This is a genomic window from Alteribacter keqinensis (assembly GCF_003710255.1).
In the GTDB taxonomy this organism is placed as follows: Bacteria; Bacillota; Bacilli; order Bacillales; family Salisediminibacteriaceae; genus Alteribacter; species Alteribacter keqinensis.
This window is the reverse complement of sequence record NZ_RHIB01000001.1, coordinates 711,426-727,803: the sequence shown is the minus strand read 5'-3', so window position 1 is coordinate 727,803 and position 16,378 is coordinate 711,426. Positions and strand designations below refer to the sequence as shown.

Annotated in this window: 14 protein-coding genes and 1 riboswitch; of the genes, 9 read left to right on the top strand and 5 right to left on the bottom strand. The window is 43.7% G+C overall.

The annotated features are described in order from the left end of the window. Positions 1-368 precede the first annotated feature (368 nt). The 3 genes from EBO34_RS03590 (at position 369) to EBO34_RS03580 (ending at position 3,473) form a co-directional block, all read left to right on the top strand. Positions 369-1,202, top strand: coding sequence for an undecaprenyl-diphosphate phosphatase (locus EBO34_RS03590; RefSeq protein WP_122896570.1), 834 nt, complete (start codon positions 369-371; stop codon positions 1,200-1,202). A gap of 197 nt (positions 1,203-1,399) precedes the next feature. Next, positions 1,400-2,455, top strand: coding sequence for a permease (locus tag EBO34_RS03585; protein ID WP_122896569.1), 1,056 nt, complete (start codon positions 1,400-1,402; stop codon positions 2,453-2,455). Positions 2,456-2,480: 25 nt separating this feature from the next. After that, a complete protein-coding gene (locus EBO34_RS03580) occupies positions 2,481-3,473 on the top strand; it encodes a TIGR03943 family putative permease subunit (protein ID WP_122896568.1) in 993 nt (330 codons plus the stop codon). A 50-nt stretch (positions 3,474-3,523) separates the two neighbouring features. On the opposite strand, the gene EBO34_RS03575 is transcribed toward EBO34_RS03580, so the two are convergent. Further along, positions 3,524-4,057, bottom strand: coding sequence for a PTS sugar transporter subunit IIA (locus EBO34_RS03575; RefSeq protein ID WP_122896567.1), 534 nt, complete (start codon positions 4,055-4,057; stop codon positions 3,524-3,526). A gap of 217 nt (positions 4,058-4,274) precedes the next feature. After that, positions 4,275-4,376, top strand: a riboswitch (purine riboswitch). A gap of 284 nt (positions 4,377-4,660) precedes the next feature. Here EBO34_RS03575 and EBO34_RS03570 point away from each other — a divergent pair. Both EBO34_RS03570 and EBO34_RS03565 read left to right on the top strand, forming a co-directional pair. Further along, entirely contained in the window at positions 4,661-5,269 is a 609-nt protein-coding gene (locus EBO34_RS03570) for a xanthine phosphoribosyltransferase (RefSeq protein ID WP_122896566.1), read from the top strand. Continuing rightward, positions 5,250-6,767: an NCS2 family permease gene (locus tag EBO34_RS03565; RefSeq protein ID WP_122896565.1), complete on the top strand. Its 1,518-nt coding sequence runs from the start codon at positions 5,250-5,252 to the stop codon at positions 6,765-6,767. The genes EBO34_RS03570 and EBO34_RS03565 overlap by 20 nt, the downstream gene beginning before the upstream one ends. Before the next feature lie 52 nt (positions 6,768-6,819). Here the strand turns inward: EBO34_RS03565 and EBO34_RS03560 are convergent, their stop codons facing one another. Further along, the gene (locus tag EBO34_RS03560) at positions 6,820-7,683 is read right to left on the bottom strand and encodes a Cof-type HAD-IIB family hydrolase (RefSeq protein WP_236785009.1); all 864 of its coding nucleotides are present in this window, start codon (positions 7,681-7,683) and stop codon (positions 6,820-6,822) included. A gap of 369 nt (positions 7,684-8,052) precedes the next feature. Between EBO34_RS03560 and EBO34_RS03555 the strand changes: the two genes are divergently transcribed. From EBO34_RS03555 to EBO34_RS03540, 4 genes are read left to right on the top strand one after another with little or no spacing between them, the layout of a single operon-like run. Then, positions 8,053-8,862, top strand: a complete 810-nt coding sequence (locus EBO34_RS03555) for a carotenoid biosynthesis protein (protein ID WP_122896564.1) — start codon at positions 8,053-8,055, stop codon at positions 8,860-8,862. Further along, positions 8,840-9,574 (top strand): lysophospholipid acyltransferase family protein, encoded by a 735-nt coding sequence (locus EBO34_RS03550; protein WP_183163691.1) that lies wholly within the window; start codon positions 8,840-8,842, stop codon positions 9,572-9,574. The genes EBO34_RS03555 and EBO34_RS03550 overlap by 23 nt, the downstream gene beginning before the upstream one ends. Next, positions 9,574-10,692: a glycosyltransferase family 2 protein gene (locus EBO34_RS03545; RefSeq protein WP_122896562.1), complete on the top strand. Its 1,119-nt coding sequence runs from the start codon at positions 9,574-9,576 to the stop codon at positions 10,690-10,692. The genes EBO34_RS03550 and EBO34_RS03545 overlap by 1 nt, the downstream gene beginning before the upstream one ends. After that, a complete protein-coding gene (locus EBO34_RS03540) occupies positions 10,689-12,173 on the top strand; it encodes a phytoene desaturase family protein (RefSeq protein ID WP_122896561.1) in 1,485 nt (494 codons plus the stop codon). The genes EBO34_RS03545 and EBO34_RS03540 overlap by 4 nt, the downstream gene beginning before the upstream one ends. Positions 12,174-12,349: 176 nt before the next feature. Here EBO34_RS03540 and EBO34_RS03535 read toward each other — a convergent pair whose 3' ends face one another. From EBO34_RS03535 to EBO34_RS03525, 3 genes are all read right to left on the bottom strand, one after another. After that, complete coding sequence (locus EBO34_RS03535) at positions 12,350-13,192, bottom strand: phytoene/squalene synthase family protein (protein WP_122896560.1); 843 nt, start codon at positions 13,190-13,192, stop codon at positions 12,350-12,352. 81 nt (positions 13,193-13,273) lie between these two features. Further along, complete coding sequence (locus tag EBO34_RS03530) at positions 13,274-14,728, bottom strand: phytoene desaturase family protein (RefSeq protein WP_122896559.1); 1,455 nt, start codon at positions 14,726-14,728, stop codon at positions 13,274-13,276. Continuing rightward, the gene (locus EBO34_RS03525) at positions 14,725-16,221 is read right to left on the bottom strand and encodes a phytoene desaturase family protein (protein WP_122896558.1); all 1,497 of its coding nucleotides are present in this window, start codon (positions 16,219-16,221) and stop codon (positions 14,725-14,727) included. The genes EBO34_RS03530 and EBO34_RS03525 overlap by 4 nt, the downstream gene beginning before the upstream one ends. Between the last annotated feature and the right edge of the window lie 157 nt (positions 16,222-16,378).

Genomic DNA, 16,378 nt, shown 5'->3' with positions numbered 1-16,378 from the left:
CCCTTTTCTATCCTTGCTTTAGTATAGCGTTAATTGTAAATTAACGAAATATCCCTGACTTTTTTCACACAAAATTCAATGATTTCCTCCTTCCTCTGTACTAAAATAAAACCGTTTTGTAAAAAGTACTGTGAAAACTGGTTATGGTTTACCTTCAAGTGTCCGCAGCCGGTTTATGGACCCATCTGTTTCTAAATGGTCTTTCCACCCGCAGGGGATAGCAGCTTCCATTTCTGCTGTACGTCATTTCATCTGAGGTAAGTCCGGTGTTATTATATAGTACTTTCACATGAAAAAACGTACTCAACACCTCAGGTTTCTGCTAGAATAAATAACAGTGTTTACTTACTCATGGAGGGAAGTCTTGTATGTCTATTGTTGAAGCTATTATTTTCGGTATTGTTCAAGGAATTACTGAATTTCTGCCTGTTTCCAGCACCGCACACATTGTTATTACCCAGCTTGTGTTCGGATACACATTCCCGGGGCTTGCATTTGAGATCTACTTGCACATTGCATCTGTGCTGGCTGTTATTCTTTTTTTCAGAAAAGACCTTTGGAATGTAATTACAGGGTTTTTCGGCTATCTGAGTAACCGCTCTGAAGAGAATCGCGTTTCGTTTTTCTTCGGTCTTTATATTATCATTGCCACATTTATTACAGGGGGATTTGGATATTTTCTCTCTGATTTCGTTGCCGATTCTATTAAAACACCCGCCTTTATTGCAGGCGCCCTGACTGTTACGGGCTTTGCACTGATCTTTATTGAACGGTTTCATAAATACGGAAACCGCTCTGAGAAGGATATGACATTCCTCGATTCTATCATTGTCGGTCTCGGACAAACCCTTGCCGTTATCCCGGGTATATCCAGATCAGGATCGACTTTAGTAGTCTCTTTGCTTCTTGGTTTAAAACGGGAAACAGCTGTCCGTTACTCCTTTTTATTGGCGATACCTGTAATTCTCGGTTCAAGTGTTCTCGCCCTTGACGAACTTTCCACGGGCTTTATTAATCAGATCGGGGTCATGCCCCTTATCGTATCCTTTGTGATAACGTTCATTTTTTCCTGGATCGGCATTGTTTGGCTGATCGAATTTATTAAACGAAGCAAGCTGGTTTACTTTGCAGTATATTGTTTCGTAGTAGCAGCACTTGTCTTTTTCATGTTGGATCCGGGAACCGTTATGGATGTAGAATAAAAATAAAACGTATTCTGAGGGTGACTCATGAGGTAGAATGCAACCTTATGAGCCGCCCTCTCTTTGTTTCTTTTCTATTAAAATTAAATAGAGCCATTTACCTTCATACAGGGCTCTGCTAGAATAATTCTCAGTGTTGGTTTTACTATTCTCATAATTTGTTTTACCAGTCATATAATCGAACAGGAGAGTCGGATATGGAACCAAAACAGGTAAGGTCCTGGGGAAAGGATTTAATTGGAATGGGGCTTTTGCTTCTCTTTTTATTCCTCTTTCTCTTTAGTGACCGCCTCAGTAATACACAGTATATTCAAGATCTGCCGGCTGCGTGGGTCAATGTAAATACCATCTTTCTAAGTATTGTTTTAGAAGCAATCCCATTTATCTTACTCGGTGTTTTCGTTTCTGCCCTTATACAGATTTATGTATCAGAAGAAACCATTAAGCGTTACCTTCCTAAAAATGCTCTGGGGGCTTTATTTCCGGCAGCTGTTCTCGGCGCCATCTTCCCTCTTTGTGAATGTGCAATCGTTCCGGTTGTGGCAAGACTGGTTAAAAAAGGAATGCCTCTTCACGTAGGCGTCGTTTTCCTTGTTGCTGCACCGATTTTGAACCCGATCGTTTTTGCTTCAACCTTTTTTGCATTTGGATCAGACTGGACACATCCGGTACTTCTTTCGAGAATGTCCCTGGCATTTGTTCTATCCATTATTATCGGTGCGATTCTCTACATGCTGTTCCGCAACAGTTACCAGCTTCGTGCAAAGAAACAGGAAGACCACTCACCTGTGGTACATAACCATCATTCTGGGAAACCGAGTTTCATGAACAGAGTGAAAGAAACCGTTTATCATGCTGTGGATGAGTTTTTCCTGATGGGAAAATACTTAATTCTCGGAGCACTTATCGCAGCCTTGTTTCAGACCTTTCTTGACCGCCAGGTTCTGCAGACAATCGGTGCAAACGAGTACTCTTCAGTACTTGTCATGATGGGATTTGCCTATCTTTTATCCTTGTGTTCAGAAGCGGACGCATTTGTAGCTGCTTCATTCGGTCAAAACTTCACCACAGCCTCTCTAATCGGGTTCCTGGTTTATGGCCCGATGCTTGATTTAAAAAATACCTTTATGCTGTTCGCTTATTTCCGGGCGAAGTTCGTTATTGCCTTTATGATCATTGTGACGATCGTAGTATTTGCTGCCATTATTCTTCTAAATCAGTTTATTCTGCCAAACTGGTATCAATGGTTTTAATATGTAAAGTGGAGGTTCAGATTTAATGAAACAATATGATGCTTCATTTCATGCTTTCATCCAGGGTATTATTTTAATCGGCTTTGCGCTGCTTATGCTCTGGCTTACAATAAGCGGCAACATCATTTATTATATTGCACCCAAGATGATGCCCTTTGTTTATTTTGCCCTTGTGACGTTCTTTCTCCTTGGTACAATACAAATTTTCCGAAGTACCCGTAAAGAGCACGATCACGAGCATGGGGCTTCCTGCAGTTGCGGGCACGACCATAAAATTCCAGGTCCGCCTTTTGTAAAACTGGCTATTTACAGTGTCTTTATCCTTCCTGTTCTCCTTGGTTTTGTTCTTCCGGACAGAAGCTTGGACAGCTCTGCTGCTCAAAACCGCGGTATGACTCTGGGAAGCGGGAATTCACCTGCCGTTTCAGCTGCTTCCCCCCCTTCTGATCAAGCAGAAGAATCAGGTGAGCCGAGCCGGGCCGAAGCTTATCTTGAAGATCCTGATGCCTATATGGAAGAGTTGGAGGAAGGCAGTCAGGATGATGGTGAAAACACCGATGAACTTGACGAACATTATACTATAGAAGATTTTTATGATCAGGAGGGCTTCGATCAGTATTATGTGGAGCTGGCAGAGCGTCTTGAACATGAAGATGTGATCACGGTGACAGAAGAGAACTACCTGGATATTATGACAGTTATGGACGTTCATTTAGAGAAATTCATCGGCAAGGAAATTGAAATGATCGGCTTTGCTTACCGTGAGCCTGACTTTGATGACAATCAGCTGGTGGCAGCCCGTTTTTCCATGACCTGCTGTACAGCCGACGCCGGAGTTTATGGAACACTCATTGACTCGGATGAAGCGAAAGACATCGAAGAAGACACCTGGATTCATGCATACGGGACAATTGAAGCTGGTGAGTACAACGGATACCGTCTTCCGGTCATTTCAAATGCCGAGCTGACTGAAGTTGATGAGCCGGATTCTCCTTATGTTTATCCGAGTTTCCGGTAGTTTCACCATTAAAAAAACACCCTCATTGCAGGGTGTTTTTTTAATGGTATTTACTTAACAGTAATGGTAAGGATCGATGTTTCACCTTTTGTTACATCAATGTTCTCTTCTTTTTGCAGTTCACTGACAGCATCGCCGTTTGTAATGATGATCGGTGTAATCGTGCTTTCGGCCTTTTCGTTTACAAGGTCCATATCAAACGTAATAAGCTTATCTCCGGCTGCTACTTTATCCCCTTCTTTTACGAAAGCTTCAAAACCTTCCCCCTGCATATTTACTGTTTCAATTCCGATGTGAATGAGAATTTCAACACCGTTTACTGTACGAAGTCCTACGGCATGCTTAGTAGGGAATAGCTGAACAATTTCACCGTGAACCGGGGAAACTACCGTACCTTCGCTTGGCTGGATGGCAATTCCGTCACCCATCATTTTTTCTGCAAATGTCGGGTCAGGTACTTCGGACAGAGATACGGCTTTTCCTGTAATCGGAGAGACTACAACATCCTTCCCGTCAGCTTCAGGCATTTGAACCTCAGGTTTTTTCTCCTCTTTCTTATCAAGACCAAATAATTTCTTCAGCATTTGAATCACCTTTCTTTCATGATTTTTCATTTGTATGTACATGTTCCACGCAATGATATAGTTTAAACGATAAGTACCCGTGTTGTAAAATGTTTTTTCTCGGTTCCTATCGCATCCACCTCTTACCATCACAGCAAAACACGAACAAACAAAAGATAAGTGATAATTAAGTTCGGAAATAAAGGTTTTTTTCTCGAAAAAGCTGTGCTATAATCAGATCATTCGTTAAAAAAATACTCGTATAACGGTGAGAATATGGCTCACAAGTCTCTACCAAACAACCGTAAATTGTTTGACTACGAGTGAAAAGGTCAGCTTGGATAATGGACTACCTTACTATACCCGGAATTCCGTATAGCTATGTGTCTATTTTGAAGCAGCTAAAACGCCCCAGCCCGGTGCGCCTTTCACTTGTACAAACAAGTAAGGCATGCACCGGGCTTTTTTGTCTTTGCTGTGTTAAAGATCATTGTTGATTTAATAACAATGTTGATTGCAGCGAATGCGCGGCACCTCGTAGAAAGGGAGTGCAACGAGCTGAAATCAACACCTGAGTTTAACAAAGCCTTTGTCTTTATAACCCACTAATGAGGAGGAGTCATAATGAAACTGTTAAAACAAGTCATCGAAGATCAAGGGGTCGTCCTGTCTGATGGAGTACTTAAGGTGGATGCGTTTTTAAACCACGGGATTGATCCGGAACTCATGAGTGAAATCGGCCGGGAGTTTGCTGCCCGCTTTGAAGAAGCAGGCATTACAAAAATACTTACTATAGAATCATCGGGCATCGCCCCTTCTCTGATGACAGCCCTTGAGTTAAAATGTCCTCTGGTTTTTGCACGAAAACAAAAATCACTCACCATGCAGGATAACCTTTATTCTGCTGATGTTTACTCCTTTACAAAAGAGAAATACCAGACAATCAGTGTCTCAAAAGACAAACTGACGAAAACCGATAACGTACTCATTATCGATGATTTCCTTGCAAACGGTCAGGCAGCCCTCGGCCTTGCCTCGATCGTTCAGGATGCAGGTGCCTCCATTGCCGGAGTCGGCATTGTAATTGAAAAATCTTTTCAGCCGGGAAGAACGCTCCTTACCGGTGCGGGACTGCGCGTCGAATCCCTCGCACGTATTGCTTCCTTATCAGAAAATAAAGTAACTTTTGTGAAAAATGAGGAGGCTGAGTCCCATGAAGCAACAAACTGTTAATTATCCATGGTTCAAAAAAGAAGATACTGACGCTTTCTTTGCCTTATTTCAGAATAACCTGGCTAACTTCGTCATTATCTCTGTGACCATGCTCGGCATGGGTTTTCCTGCTTCACTCGTTTTTGGAAAAGTGATTCCCGGTGCTGCTGTAGCCGTAATATTCGGTAATCTCTATTATGCTTATATGGCCAACCGCCTGGCACAGAAAGAAGGCAGGACGAATGTTACAGCCCTCTCATATGGAATCAGTACACCTGTCATGTTTGTGTTTTTGTTTGGCGTTTTACTTCCAGCCAACGCCTTTACCGGGGATCCGGAGCTGGCATGGAAAATTGCACTTGCTGCCTGTTTTATCAGCGGTCTGATTGAGGTTCTCGCCAGCTTTACCGGCAGATGGCTTCAGCGGACACTGCCAAGAGCCGCCATGCTCGGCGCCCTTGCCGGTGTGGCTCTTACGTTTATTGCCGGTGAAATGCTGTTTAACACGTTGGAAATGCCGGTAGTCGGACTGTTTGTTCTTGCGGTCATTCTGCTGGGAATTGTGGGTAAGGTAAGTCTGCCATTTAAGATTCCCGCCTCACTTTTTGCTGTTGTCGTCGGTACCGGTCTGGCCTTTTCATTAGGCTACGCTGAATGGGGTGTTGTAGCTGAAGGGGCATCTCATCTCGGTTTTTATCCGATTCTTCCGTCTCTTGCTGTATTTGAAGGATTCGCTTACTTATTTGGCGGCATGATTGCACTACTGGCTGTATTACTTCCTATCACCATTTATAATGCCATTGAAACCATGAATAACGTAGAAGCGATGAAGGCTGAAGGAGATTCCTATAATGTAGCGGAGTGTCAGGCTGTTGATGGAGCAGGTACAATGCTCGGTGCTTTGTTTGGCGGCTTGTTTCCTACAACGGTCTATATTGCCACCGTAGGCGCCAAGTGGATGAACGCAGGAAGAGGATACAGTATTCTAAACGCAGCTGTGTTCTTTATCGCCGCTTCATTTGGTATCATTGCCGCTTTATCTGCTATCATTCCTGTCGCTGTAGTAGCACCAATTCTTGTATTCGTAGGTATTTCCATGGTGTCGACTGCATTTGGGAAAAACAAACAGAAGTATTATCCTGCTGTTGCGATTGCCATGCTTCCCTACTTTGCTAATTACTTAATGACCCGTTTTAATAATGAAGCCGGAACTGTTTTAAATGAGTTGTCCCCAGGAATTGTTCCACTGGGTGAAGGAGCTATGTTTACCGGTATTTTACTCGGGTCCATAACCGTATGTATCATCGACCACCGATTCAAAGGGGCGGCTTTATTTTCCTTCGCTGCTGCAGTGCTCAGCTTCTTCGGTCTTATGCATGCCCCTGAGATCGGGATTGGGGCGGCTGTTGACTTTGCTCTCGGTTATGTCCTTGTCGGTGCTTTTCTCGGTTCCTATCACCTGAAAGACTTGCGGGTGGTAAAGAACGCAAAAAGCGTTTCCAAAGCAGAAGCTGCCTGACTCAAAACCCCCGGATGCTCATTTGAGCCTCCGGGGGTTTTATATAGAACGTTTATTTTCCGAGCACCCGGTAAATAGCCTCTGCCACACCGTTCTCTGTATTTTGTAACGTCACGAAATGGCTTATCTCCTTTACTTCCTCTTCTCCGTTTTCCATAGCCACAGCAGTACCTGCCATTTCGAGCATGGAGAGATCGTTAAGATTATCACCGATAGCCATCGTGTTCTCCATTGAAACCTCAAGCCGTTCGGCAAGGTTTTTAAGAGCAAACCCCTTGGTTGCATTTCTGTGGGTAATCTCAAGGTTTTCAGATGCAGAAGCACTTACAGTAATGTCCCCTAGATTCAAAAGCCGTTCCTTTGCTCTTAACCGGTTCTCATTGTTCTCTGAAAAAGCCAGAAGTTTATACAGTTTCACGTCATCAGTCAGAATTTCTTCGTAATTTCTGACGACATTGACTGCTCCTTCCTGAAAGCGCTCTTCGGCAACCCGCATCACTTCATCGTAGGATGAGAATTCTCCTGTACTCATCATGATATTCACAACAATGTCGAGTCCTTTTTGCGGATCTGCTGTAAATGACCCTTTAGTTGTATAAACTTCGTAATAGACATCCTCTTCCTTCAGTATAGGAGCCATCTTGTTATAAAGCTTATAGCCGAGAGGAACCTGTGATAAGATATCCCCGTTTGTGTTTCTCATTTCCGCACCATTTACGCAAATGAGGGGCAGGCGGAGCCCTGCTTCTTTTAATGGTTCCACCGCTTCTGTGAAGTCCCTTCCCGTAGCTACGGCTACTGTCACTCCTTGTGATTCGGCATAGCGGATGGCCTCAATGTTTGCCTGCGGAATTTTTCGTTCACTGTTTAATAATGTTCCGTCCATATCTGTAGCTATTAATCGAATTTTATTCATTATGATCTCCTTTATCTTCAATGTATACCTGTATCATCGTAACTGAAACCCTGTATATACATCAAGGCAGACGCTGATTGATACGTTTTTTGTATTTTTTTCTTTGTGCATTTTCCTGCTTAAGATATCTGCTTGCCTTCCTTAACTGACGCAGTGCCGCAAACCTCCTCGTGCTGGTACAACCTGAGCCCCGCTACTGCAAGTCTCGTCATTTTATAAACAATGACAGGATTTTCGTTATACAAAAACTATCAAATTGTTGTACACCTTTTTCCTTTTCCGATATACTTTTTCTTACAGGCTCTCTGTTAGCGTTTATGGGTTTCTCCTGAACGTATACAAGCCGAGCTTTTAAAAGGGGGTTGCACGATGCGCTTTGACACGTATTTATTCCGCTTTTTTATTATCTGGTACATTTGTGGCGTATTTTTACTGAGTTTTGACTTGGTCCCTCCATGGTTAGAATGGGCAAATGTCGTATTTTTAATTACGAGCGGTCTTTTGGCAGCGGTGTTTTTTTACCGTACATATAACAAGGTCCTGGGACTCATTTTTATCGGCGTCGTTTTCTCACTGTCCATGATTATGGAGTCGTTTGGAGTAGCGACAGGACTGTTCTTTGGTGACTACGTTTATAAAACAGACTTCGGTCCGAAATTAATCGGGGTTCCTGTTACGATCGGCTTTGCCTGGCTGATGGTCATAGGTACTTCCCACGTCCTTGCAAAGCCTCTGGGGGAAGTTGCAGGCAGATTCGCCTTTGCTGTCTATACTTTGTACGCATCCCTTATTGCAGTAGGTATAGATTTGATTATTGACCCTGTTGCTTACGATGTAAAAGAATACTGGGTCTGGCTTGATGACGGTTTCTATTACGGGATTCCTTTTTCTAATTACCTGGGATGGTTTGTACTGTCTTTTGTTCTCCATACTGTTATTTTCCTTTTAGGACGCAAGAATGGAGTCTGGCGGACAACAGCCCGGTCCGACTGGTCCCGGAACATGCGCTGGCTGTATCTTCTCATGACGCTCATGTTCATAATCGTAGCTCTTGTGAACGGACTTTTCCTTGCTTCAGCCGTTTCATCGGTGTGTTTGCTCGTTATTTATTCAATCGATTTTTCCCTTCGCAAAAGCCGGAACGGAGGCATTCCACGTGAAGAAAAAACCATTATTTGAAGCGCTCTTTTCTTTATACAATAAAAGACTTCTGTCAAAGCACTTTCACACCATAAAAGTAAAAAATGACTGGGTGCCCTCCTCTCATAAAAGGGGGGTTCTCTTTTATATTAACCACAGCTCATGGTGGGACAGTCTTGTGTTATTCCAGCTGAACAGGTACCTGTTAAAACAGGACGGCTATGCTCTTATGAGTGAAGATGGGCTTAAGAAGTTTCCGTTCTTCATGAAACTGGGGGCTTTTCCTGTCAATTCATCATCTTATACTTCCGTACTCCGATCTCTTACACGTGCATCTTCACTTCTGGATGAAGGAAAAGCCCTGTTCGTTTTCCCTCAGGGGGAAGAACGCCACGTAGATGAACGTCCCTTTACCTTTCAGCACGGGACGAGTTACTTAATTCAGAAAGCACGAAACTGCGAAGTGGTTCCTATTACGTTTTACCACACCCTTTTCCACGAGCAGCATCCTGAGTTTTTTATCCATATCGGAAAGTCAGTATCAATCGGAGATGACAAAAACCGCCAGGCAGCCACACGTCAGCTCGAGGAAGCAATGACCATACAGCTCGACGCAGTAAAGAGACAGGTAGTGAACGGGAAAACGGAGCACTTCGACGTATTTGTGGATGGAAGCATCACCATCGGAGAGAAGTGGTACCACCGTTTCAAGAAAAAAGCTGTGTGTTTAACGGGAAGGGAAGAAAACTAATGCTTACGTTTGTCATAACGATACTGGTATTGAGTCTGGCTTTCACATTGCTTAATACCCTCTCCCTTCCAAAGATAAAAAGCATCCAACCCGGTTCTGCGAAACAAAGTACTCCCTGGCCTTCAGTGAATATTTATGTTCCGCTCAGAAACGAAGAAAGAAACGTACCAGTCCTCATCAGCAACCTGAAGAAGCTATCGTACCCTGAATTAACGATTTACCTTCTTGATGATGGGTCTACTGATAAAACCGGCACTCTTATTGAAGAACTCACATCAGGAGACACCCGCTTTCATCTCCTTAATGGAGGGCATCTCCCTGATGGGTGGGTAGGTAAGGTCCATGCCTGTTATCAGCTTTCGAGACACGGTAATTCTGAATATGCTTTATTTATGGACGCTGATGTAACGCTTGCTCCCGGGACCATTGAATCTATGGTCATGTCTTTTGAACCAGGAACAGGGCTTATTACTGGATTTCCCCGCTGCCCGGTGAAAGGAATCCTCGGTCATTTACTAGTACCCATGCAGCATTTTGTTGTACACTTTCATCTGCCTGTTCTTCTTGCAAACCTCACTGTATACCCTCCTGCTACAGCTGCTCACGGGGCATTTATGATGTTCAGGCGAGAGTCTTATGACCACATCGGAGGCCACCGTTCCGTCAAGGATTCCCTTGTGGAGGACGTTCATATCTCCCGGGAGCTGAAGAAGTCGGGATACCGGGTGAAACTTGCAAATATTACTTCTCACGTGACCTGCGATATGTATAATTCAGACCAAGAAGTATGGGAAGGCTTCTCTAAAAATATGTTTCCCGGTCTGGGACGTTCCCTCTTACTCGTGCTTTTACTGACAATTCTCTATACCGCTGTTTATATCGTTCCATTGTATTGGGCAGTCCTTGGGATTACAGGCACACTTCCTGCCGTATATTTTATTCCCTTCCTCCTTGGAGTTCTGCAAAAAGCCGTTGTGGATTTTGCAACCGGCCAAAAAAAATGGATTGCCCTTCTAATGCCCGCATCTGCTTTTGTGACCGTAATCCTGCTCTGGTATTCTGCCTATCTTGGGCTGTTTAAAAAAGGGTTCAGCTGGAAAGGAAGGGTTTATAAATGAGTAAGAAGAAAACAATTGCCGTTATCGGGGGAGGCCTAGGAGGGCTTGCAGCATCAATCCGTCTGCAGAGCAGGGGGCACCAGGTACTGCTTTTTGAGAAAAACGACCACACAGGCGGGAAACTTCACGATGTGCGTCTCGGTACCTATACTTTTGACTTCGGTCCCAACACGATTACCATGCCTCATGTTTTTCAAAACGTGCTGCAAGAAGCAGGAGAAAGCCCTGACGATTACTTTACCTTTGAGCGCCTTACTACCCACACTAAAAATGCTTTTCCCGATGGATCATCATTCTGCTTTTCATCAGACCCTGAACGAATGGAAGAAGAACTCGCGGGTCTTGATCCAAAAAGCGCCAAAGGATATCGTTCCTATTTAAAAGAAGTGTCACACCTGTATGAACTGGCTGACACTCATTTTCTGAAAAGGACTTTTTCATCCTGGAAAGACTATATGTCCCTCCCTCTTGCAAAGGCCCTGATGAGCGTTAAGCCACTCAGAAGCCTTGATGCCTTTCATCGTCAGTTTTTTTCAGATGGCAGAATTATTCAGGCCTTCAACCGGTATGCCACTTATATTGGTTCTTCTCCTTATCGTTCTCCTGCTACCTTTGCTCTGATCGGCCACCTTGAATTGAATGATGGGGTCTATTATACAAAAGGGGGCAATGTGGAGATCGCAAAAGGACTCACAAAAGCAGCCAGGAAGCTTGGGGTAACGATCCTGACAGGAACTGAAATTGAGAGAATTGAAACGAGCAGTCACCGTGTTACCGGTGTTGTGACGAAAGAAGATCACTTCTATAAAGCAGACGGGGCTGTTATGAACGGGGATTTACTTACCCAGGTTCCCTCTCTTCTGGATGAACGGGTAAGGCCGGGCCTTTCAAATAAAAAAATGGAACGATTCTCACCATCTGTTTCCGCCTTTGTCATGATGGTCGCAGTCAGAAAGCGATTCGACCTCCACCATCATCACGTTTTCTTCAATGATGATTACAAAGGCGAATTCGAATCCATCTTTACACACCAGTCATTTGCGAAGGATCCGACTATTTACATCTGCACTTCTTCAAAAACAGACCCCCTGCGATCTCCTGACGGGGACAACCTGTTCATTCTTGTAAATGCACCACCTCTCACAAAAAAAGGACTCATGACTGTTGATACAAAAGAGTATGAGACATTGATTTTTGACCGTTTGAGGGAACATGGAATTGACATCCGGCCTTTTTTAGAGTCGAAAAAAACAGTCACACCAGAAGACATTGCTAACCGTTTTTATGCGTTCCGGGGTTCACTTTACGGTATAGCGTCCAACCGCAGATCAGATACCTTCCTGCGTCCGTATAACCAGAGTGCCGATCTGTCCAACCTGTTCTTTGCAGGGGGAAGCACGCACCCAGGAGGAGGATCTCCTATGGTTATACTGAGTGGAATGAACGCTGCTGACTCACTTATAAGAGAGCTGGGTAAATAATAAAGAAGGTGTCCCAAAAGTGATTTTGGTGACACCCTTTTAATTATGATCATTTCCTTTTTGAAAATTTGATCTGTTAATGGTTTATGTTGATTTGTGCTCATTGCAAGTTCGAGAGCCTCCTCACTATGCTCCTTCTTCCTCTGCCAGTGCCGTGGCGGAAATCTACTTATTTATTATCCCTTAACCATGGTGTCAAGAATCTTCTCTTTTTCTTCCTGGGAGACAAATGCTTTTTCGTGAAAAACTTCATACTTATTGTTGCGTACCGAAGTGAGTATCTCCCTGTAAAAAAGAGCCGCTGCCTTTACGGGCAGGCGGGAATCAAGGGGGTAGTCCTTTAACGACGCAAGTCCTTTTTTATAAAAGTGCTCAGCCTCAAATGCCACAGCTTCCCATGTATCAATAAATGCCTGGTTTACCTCACCCCGTTGGAGCATGTTCGTATCATAACCATTATCGGACATTACCTGTTCAGGCAGGTAGATTCGCCCTCTCTCAAGGTCCTCACCGATATCCCGGAGAATATTCGTAAGCTGCATCGCAATACCAAGTGATATCGCCCCTTCTCTTAAACGGTCTTTCTTCTCAGGTGCAAGGATCGGAAGAAGCATCAGCCCTACTGTACTCGCAACGTGATAAGAATAGTGTTTGACCTCATCAAGGCTGTGGTAAGTCTTTTTCACAAGATCCATATGCTGCCCTTCAATCATGTCGTAAAAGGGCTGAAGATCCATGTCAAAGGTGGTAAACGTATGACTAAGAGCGATCCACAAGTAATTATCTTCCGGAAGTTTTCCCTCAGCAAACGAGTGCAGCTGATCTTTAAATACTGTTAGTTCCTGGGCAGGGCGGGTACCTTCATCAACAATATCATCTGCTGTTCTGCAAAAAGCATAAACAGCCCATACAGCATTCCTCTTTTTTAACGGCAGATGACCAAACGCCTTAGCGAAGGTTTTCGAATGATACTTAATCACAGTATGGCACTGTCCGTAAGCTTCATTTACTGAGAGCATAATCCTCCTCCATTCTTTGTCAGTTTCCTATTTTCATTTAATAGTAGCACGAAAAAATTAAAGAATTTCTTCATACGCCTTTTATGCGAGTGTGCTGGCTCTGCTTTCTTTTTCGCGTATCGCTTCTGCAAGCAGCTTTGCTCCCTGCATGACAATCGGAACGCCTCCTCCCGGGTGAATAGAAGCTCCTACGGCATACACGTTTTCATATGAAAACGGCTGAAGCTGGGGCCTGAATACACCAGATTGAAAAAGAGACGGAGCAAGACCGAAAGACCCTCCATCAAACAGCCCTTCCTGCATGGCGTCGTTAGGCGTTCTTATTTCTTTCCACACCACCTTCTCTTTTAATTCGGGATCCATGCGGCTTTCTATTAACCCTGTAATTTTATCAGCGTAATCCTCGTAATCTTTTTGCGTAATATGATCTCCGCTTGGAACAGGCACAAGAACGTAAGCACTGCTGTGACCATCCGGTGCAAGAGTGGGATCAATTTTTGAGGGAGAGAAAACGTAAAAAGAAGGGTCTTCCGGAAGAGTACGTCTCTCAAATATCTCTTTCATATTTTGATCAAGTTCTTTCCCCATAAAAAACTGGTGAACATGGTCGGTACGCAGCTCTCCTTTCAGTCCGAAATAAAGAAGCAGACATCCGGAAGAAGGAGCAAATGAACGGCGTTTCTTTTCTTTTACGAGAGTCCTTGCCACCGGAAAATCACCGTTGATAATAAAAGAATCAAACGCTTCACGTTTTCCGTTCACCTTCACGGCTGAAGCCTGTTTCTGAGTAGTTTCTATTTCTGACACAAGAGCATTTGTTTCGACCTTAACTCCCCGCTTTATAAGTTCTTTCGTAATTACATTAACAAGGGACGCATATCCTCCCTTTACATACCAGATACCGTGATAGTGTTCACTGAAAGGAACAAGAGAGTAAATGGCCGGTGTCTCCTCAGGGGACCCTCCGATATACAGTGTTTGAAGGGAAAAAGCTTCCTGCATTTTTTTATTGGAAAAGTACTGTTTTGACTGGACCTTCACTGACTGATAGGCTTTCAGTTTAATCAGTGTTTTCATGTTTGTTCTGGAAAAAAAGGATTTCCGGTCTCTGAAGTCCCTGTCCATGAAAGCAGGTTTTCCTTTTTCAAAGCGCTCCTTCATATCTTTCATGTATTGCAAAAATCCTTCTTCCTCACCGGGGAATACCGACCTGATTTCTTTTAACTGTTCTGTTGTATCACTCCATTTTGTAAATGTCGTTCCATCAGAAAAATGAATCGGATACAAAGGATCGATACGTTCCATCTGTACAATTTCGGGATTAACACCTGTCTCGGCCAAAATCGTCCGGATCATATCAGGCAGAAGTACAATAGTAGGCCCTTTATCTACTTTGAAGCCGTCTCTCTCAACAAAAGCAAGACGCCCGCCTGCTTGATGTTCTTTTTCATAGATGGTGACATCATGTCCATCTTTTGAAAGATACAAAGCCGTAACGAGTCCGCCAATTCCGCCGCCGATAATTGCTGTTTTCATACGTGCATCCCCGCCTTATGGTATTTCTTTGTTATTGCATTGGACGTAATTCTCGCTGATTCAAATATCGTTGGAAGTCCGCTTCCCGGATGGGTCCCCCCTCCTACAAGCCAAAGCCTGTCAACTTCTTCAAACTGATTATGCGGTCTGAAATACATCATCTGACCCAGGTTGTGAGCCAGGTTGAATGTTGCCCCTTTATAAACTTGCTTATCGTGTTCCCAGTCAAAGGGTGTAAGAATTTTTTCAACCTCAACAGAGTCTCTAAGCTTTTGTCCGGTCTTTTCTTCTACTAGATTCCAGATGAGGTCCCGGAATTTGTCCTTTTCTTTCTCCCATTCAATGCCGCTGAAATTGTTCGGGACCGGCGCAAGAATATAAAGGGCTGATTTCCCCTCCGGTGCCAGAGTCGGATCTGTTTGTGATGCGTGCTGCACATAAATGGAAGGATCCTGTGAGAGCTTCTTTGTTTTTGTAATTTCTTCTACATTGTTTTTATAGTCATTTGAAAAAAGAATCGTGTGGTGACCGAGGTTCACTGTTTTTTTTACCCCTGCATAAATCATAAATGTAGAACACGAGTACTTTTTCTTTTCTATAACTTTTTTTGAGTATTTTTTTACCTGTCTTTCTTCAAACAGGGTGGTCATTCCTCTTGCAAAGTCCGCATTCATGACTACGTCATCCGCTTCAATAACCTCTCCGTTATCGAGCCTCAGCCCCGTTACCTGCTTCTTATCAACAATAAGCTTTTTTACACCCAGTCCTGTGTGAATTCTCCCCCCATTCTCCTTTACAACCTCTGCCATTGCCTGAGTAAGACGATTCAGTCCGCCGACAGGGTGAAAAACCCCCCACTCATGCTCCATATAGGAGAGAATACTGAAGGCGCCGGGACACTCCCATGGTGACATCCCCAGATATTTTGACTGAAACGTAAAAGAAAGCTTCAGCCTTTCATCGTCAAAATAACGGCCCAGTACGTCATAAAGAGAACGACCTGCCTCAAGCTCAGGGAGTGCCTTCAGGCTTCTAAGTCTCACATAATCCAGCAGGCTTCCATGCTGATTCTGCAGCATAGGCATAAGCTTGTTCATTTTCTTTTTCGTATCAATCATGAACTGCTCATAGCGTCCGCCGCACCCCGGAAACAAATCCTCAATATGTTTTTTCATTTTTTCCCGGTTTCTTGTGGCATGAATGGTCAGATCGTCAAACATCAGTTCATACATTGTTTCCAGCTCTTTAAGTTCAACGTAATCGTGTAAATTACGTCCTGAAGCTTCAAAAACTTCTTCAAGAATATGAGGCATACTGAAAAACGTGGGCCCTAGGTCAAAGTGGTAATCCCCCTCTGTAACCCTTGACGTTCTCCCGCCTATGTATGGTTGTTTTTCGTATACGTCTACAGAAAAACCTCTATAAGACAACATCATGGCAGCAGCCAGTCCACCTGGCCCTGCACCGATAATGGCCACCTTTTGTTTTTGCATGGTCTCCCCCCGCTCGATTATTACTGTAAACTTCTGTTCCCTTATTAAATAATGGTTAAACAAAACTTATACATTATGTATACCACCACAGAGGAAAAACAGCAAAGATAATGATTCTTGTAATAACTATATGGTTTTCCAATTACTTCTACGCCAA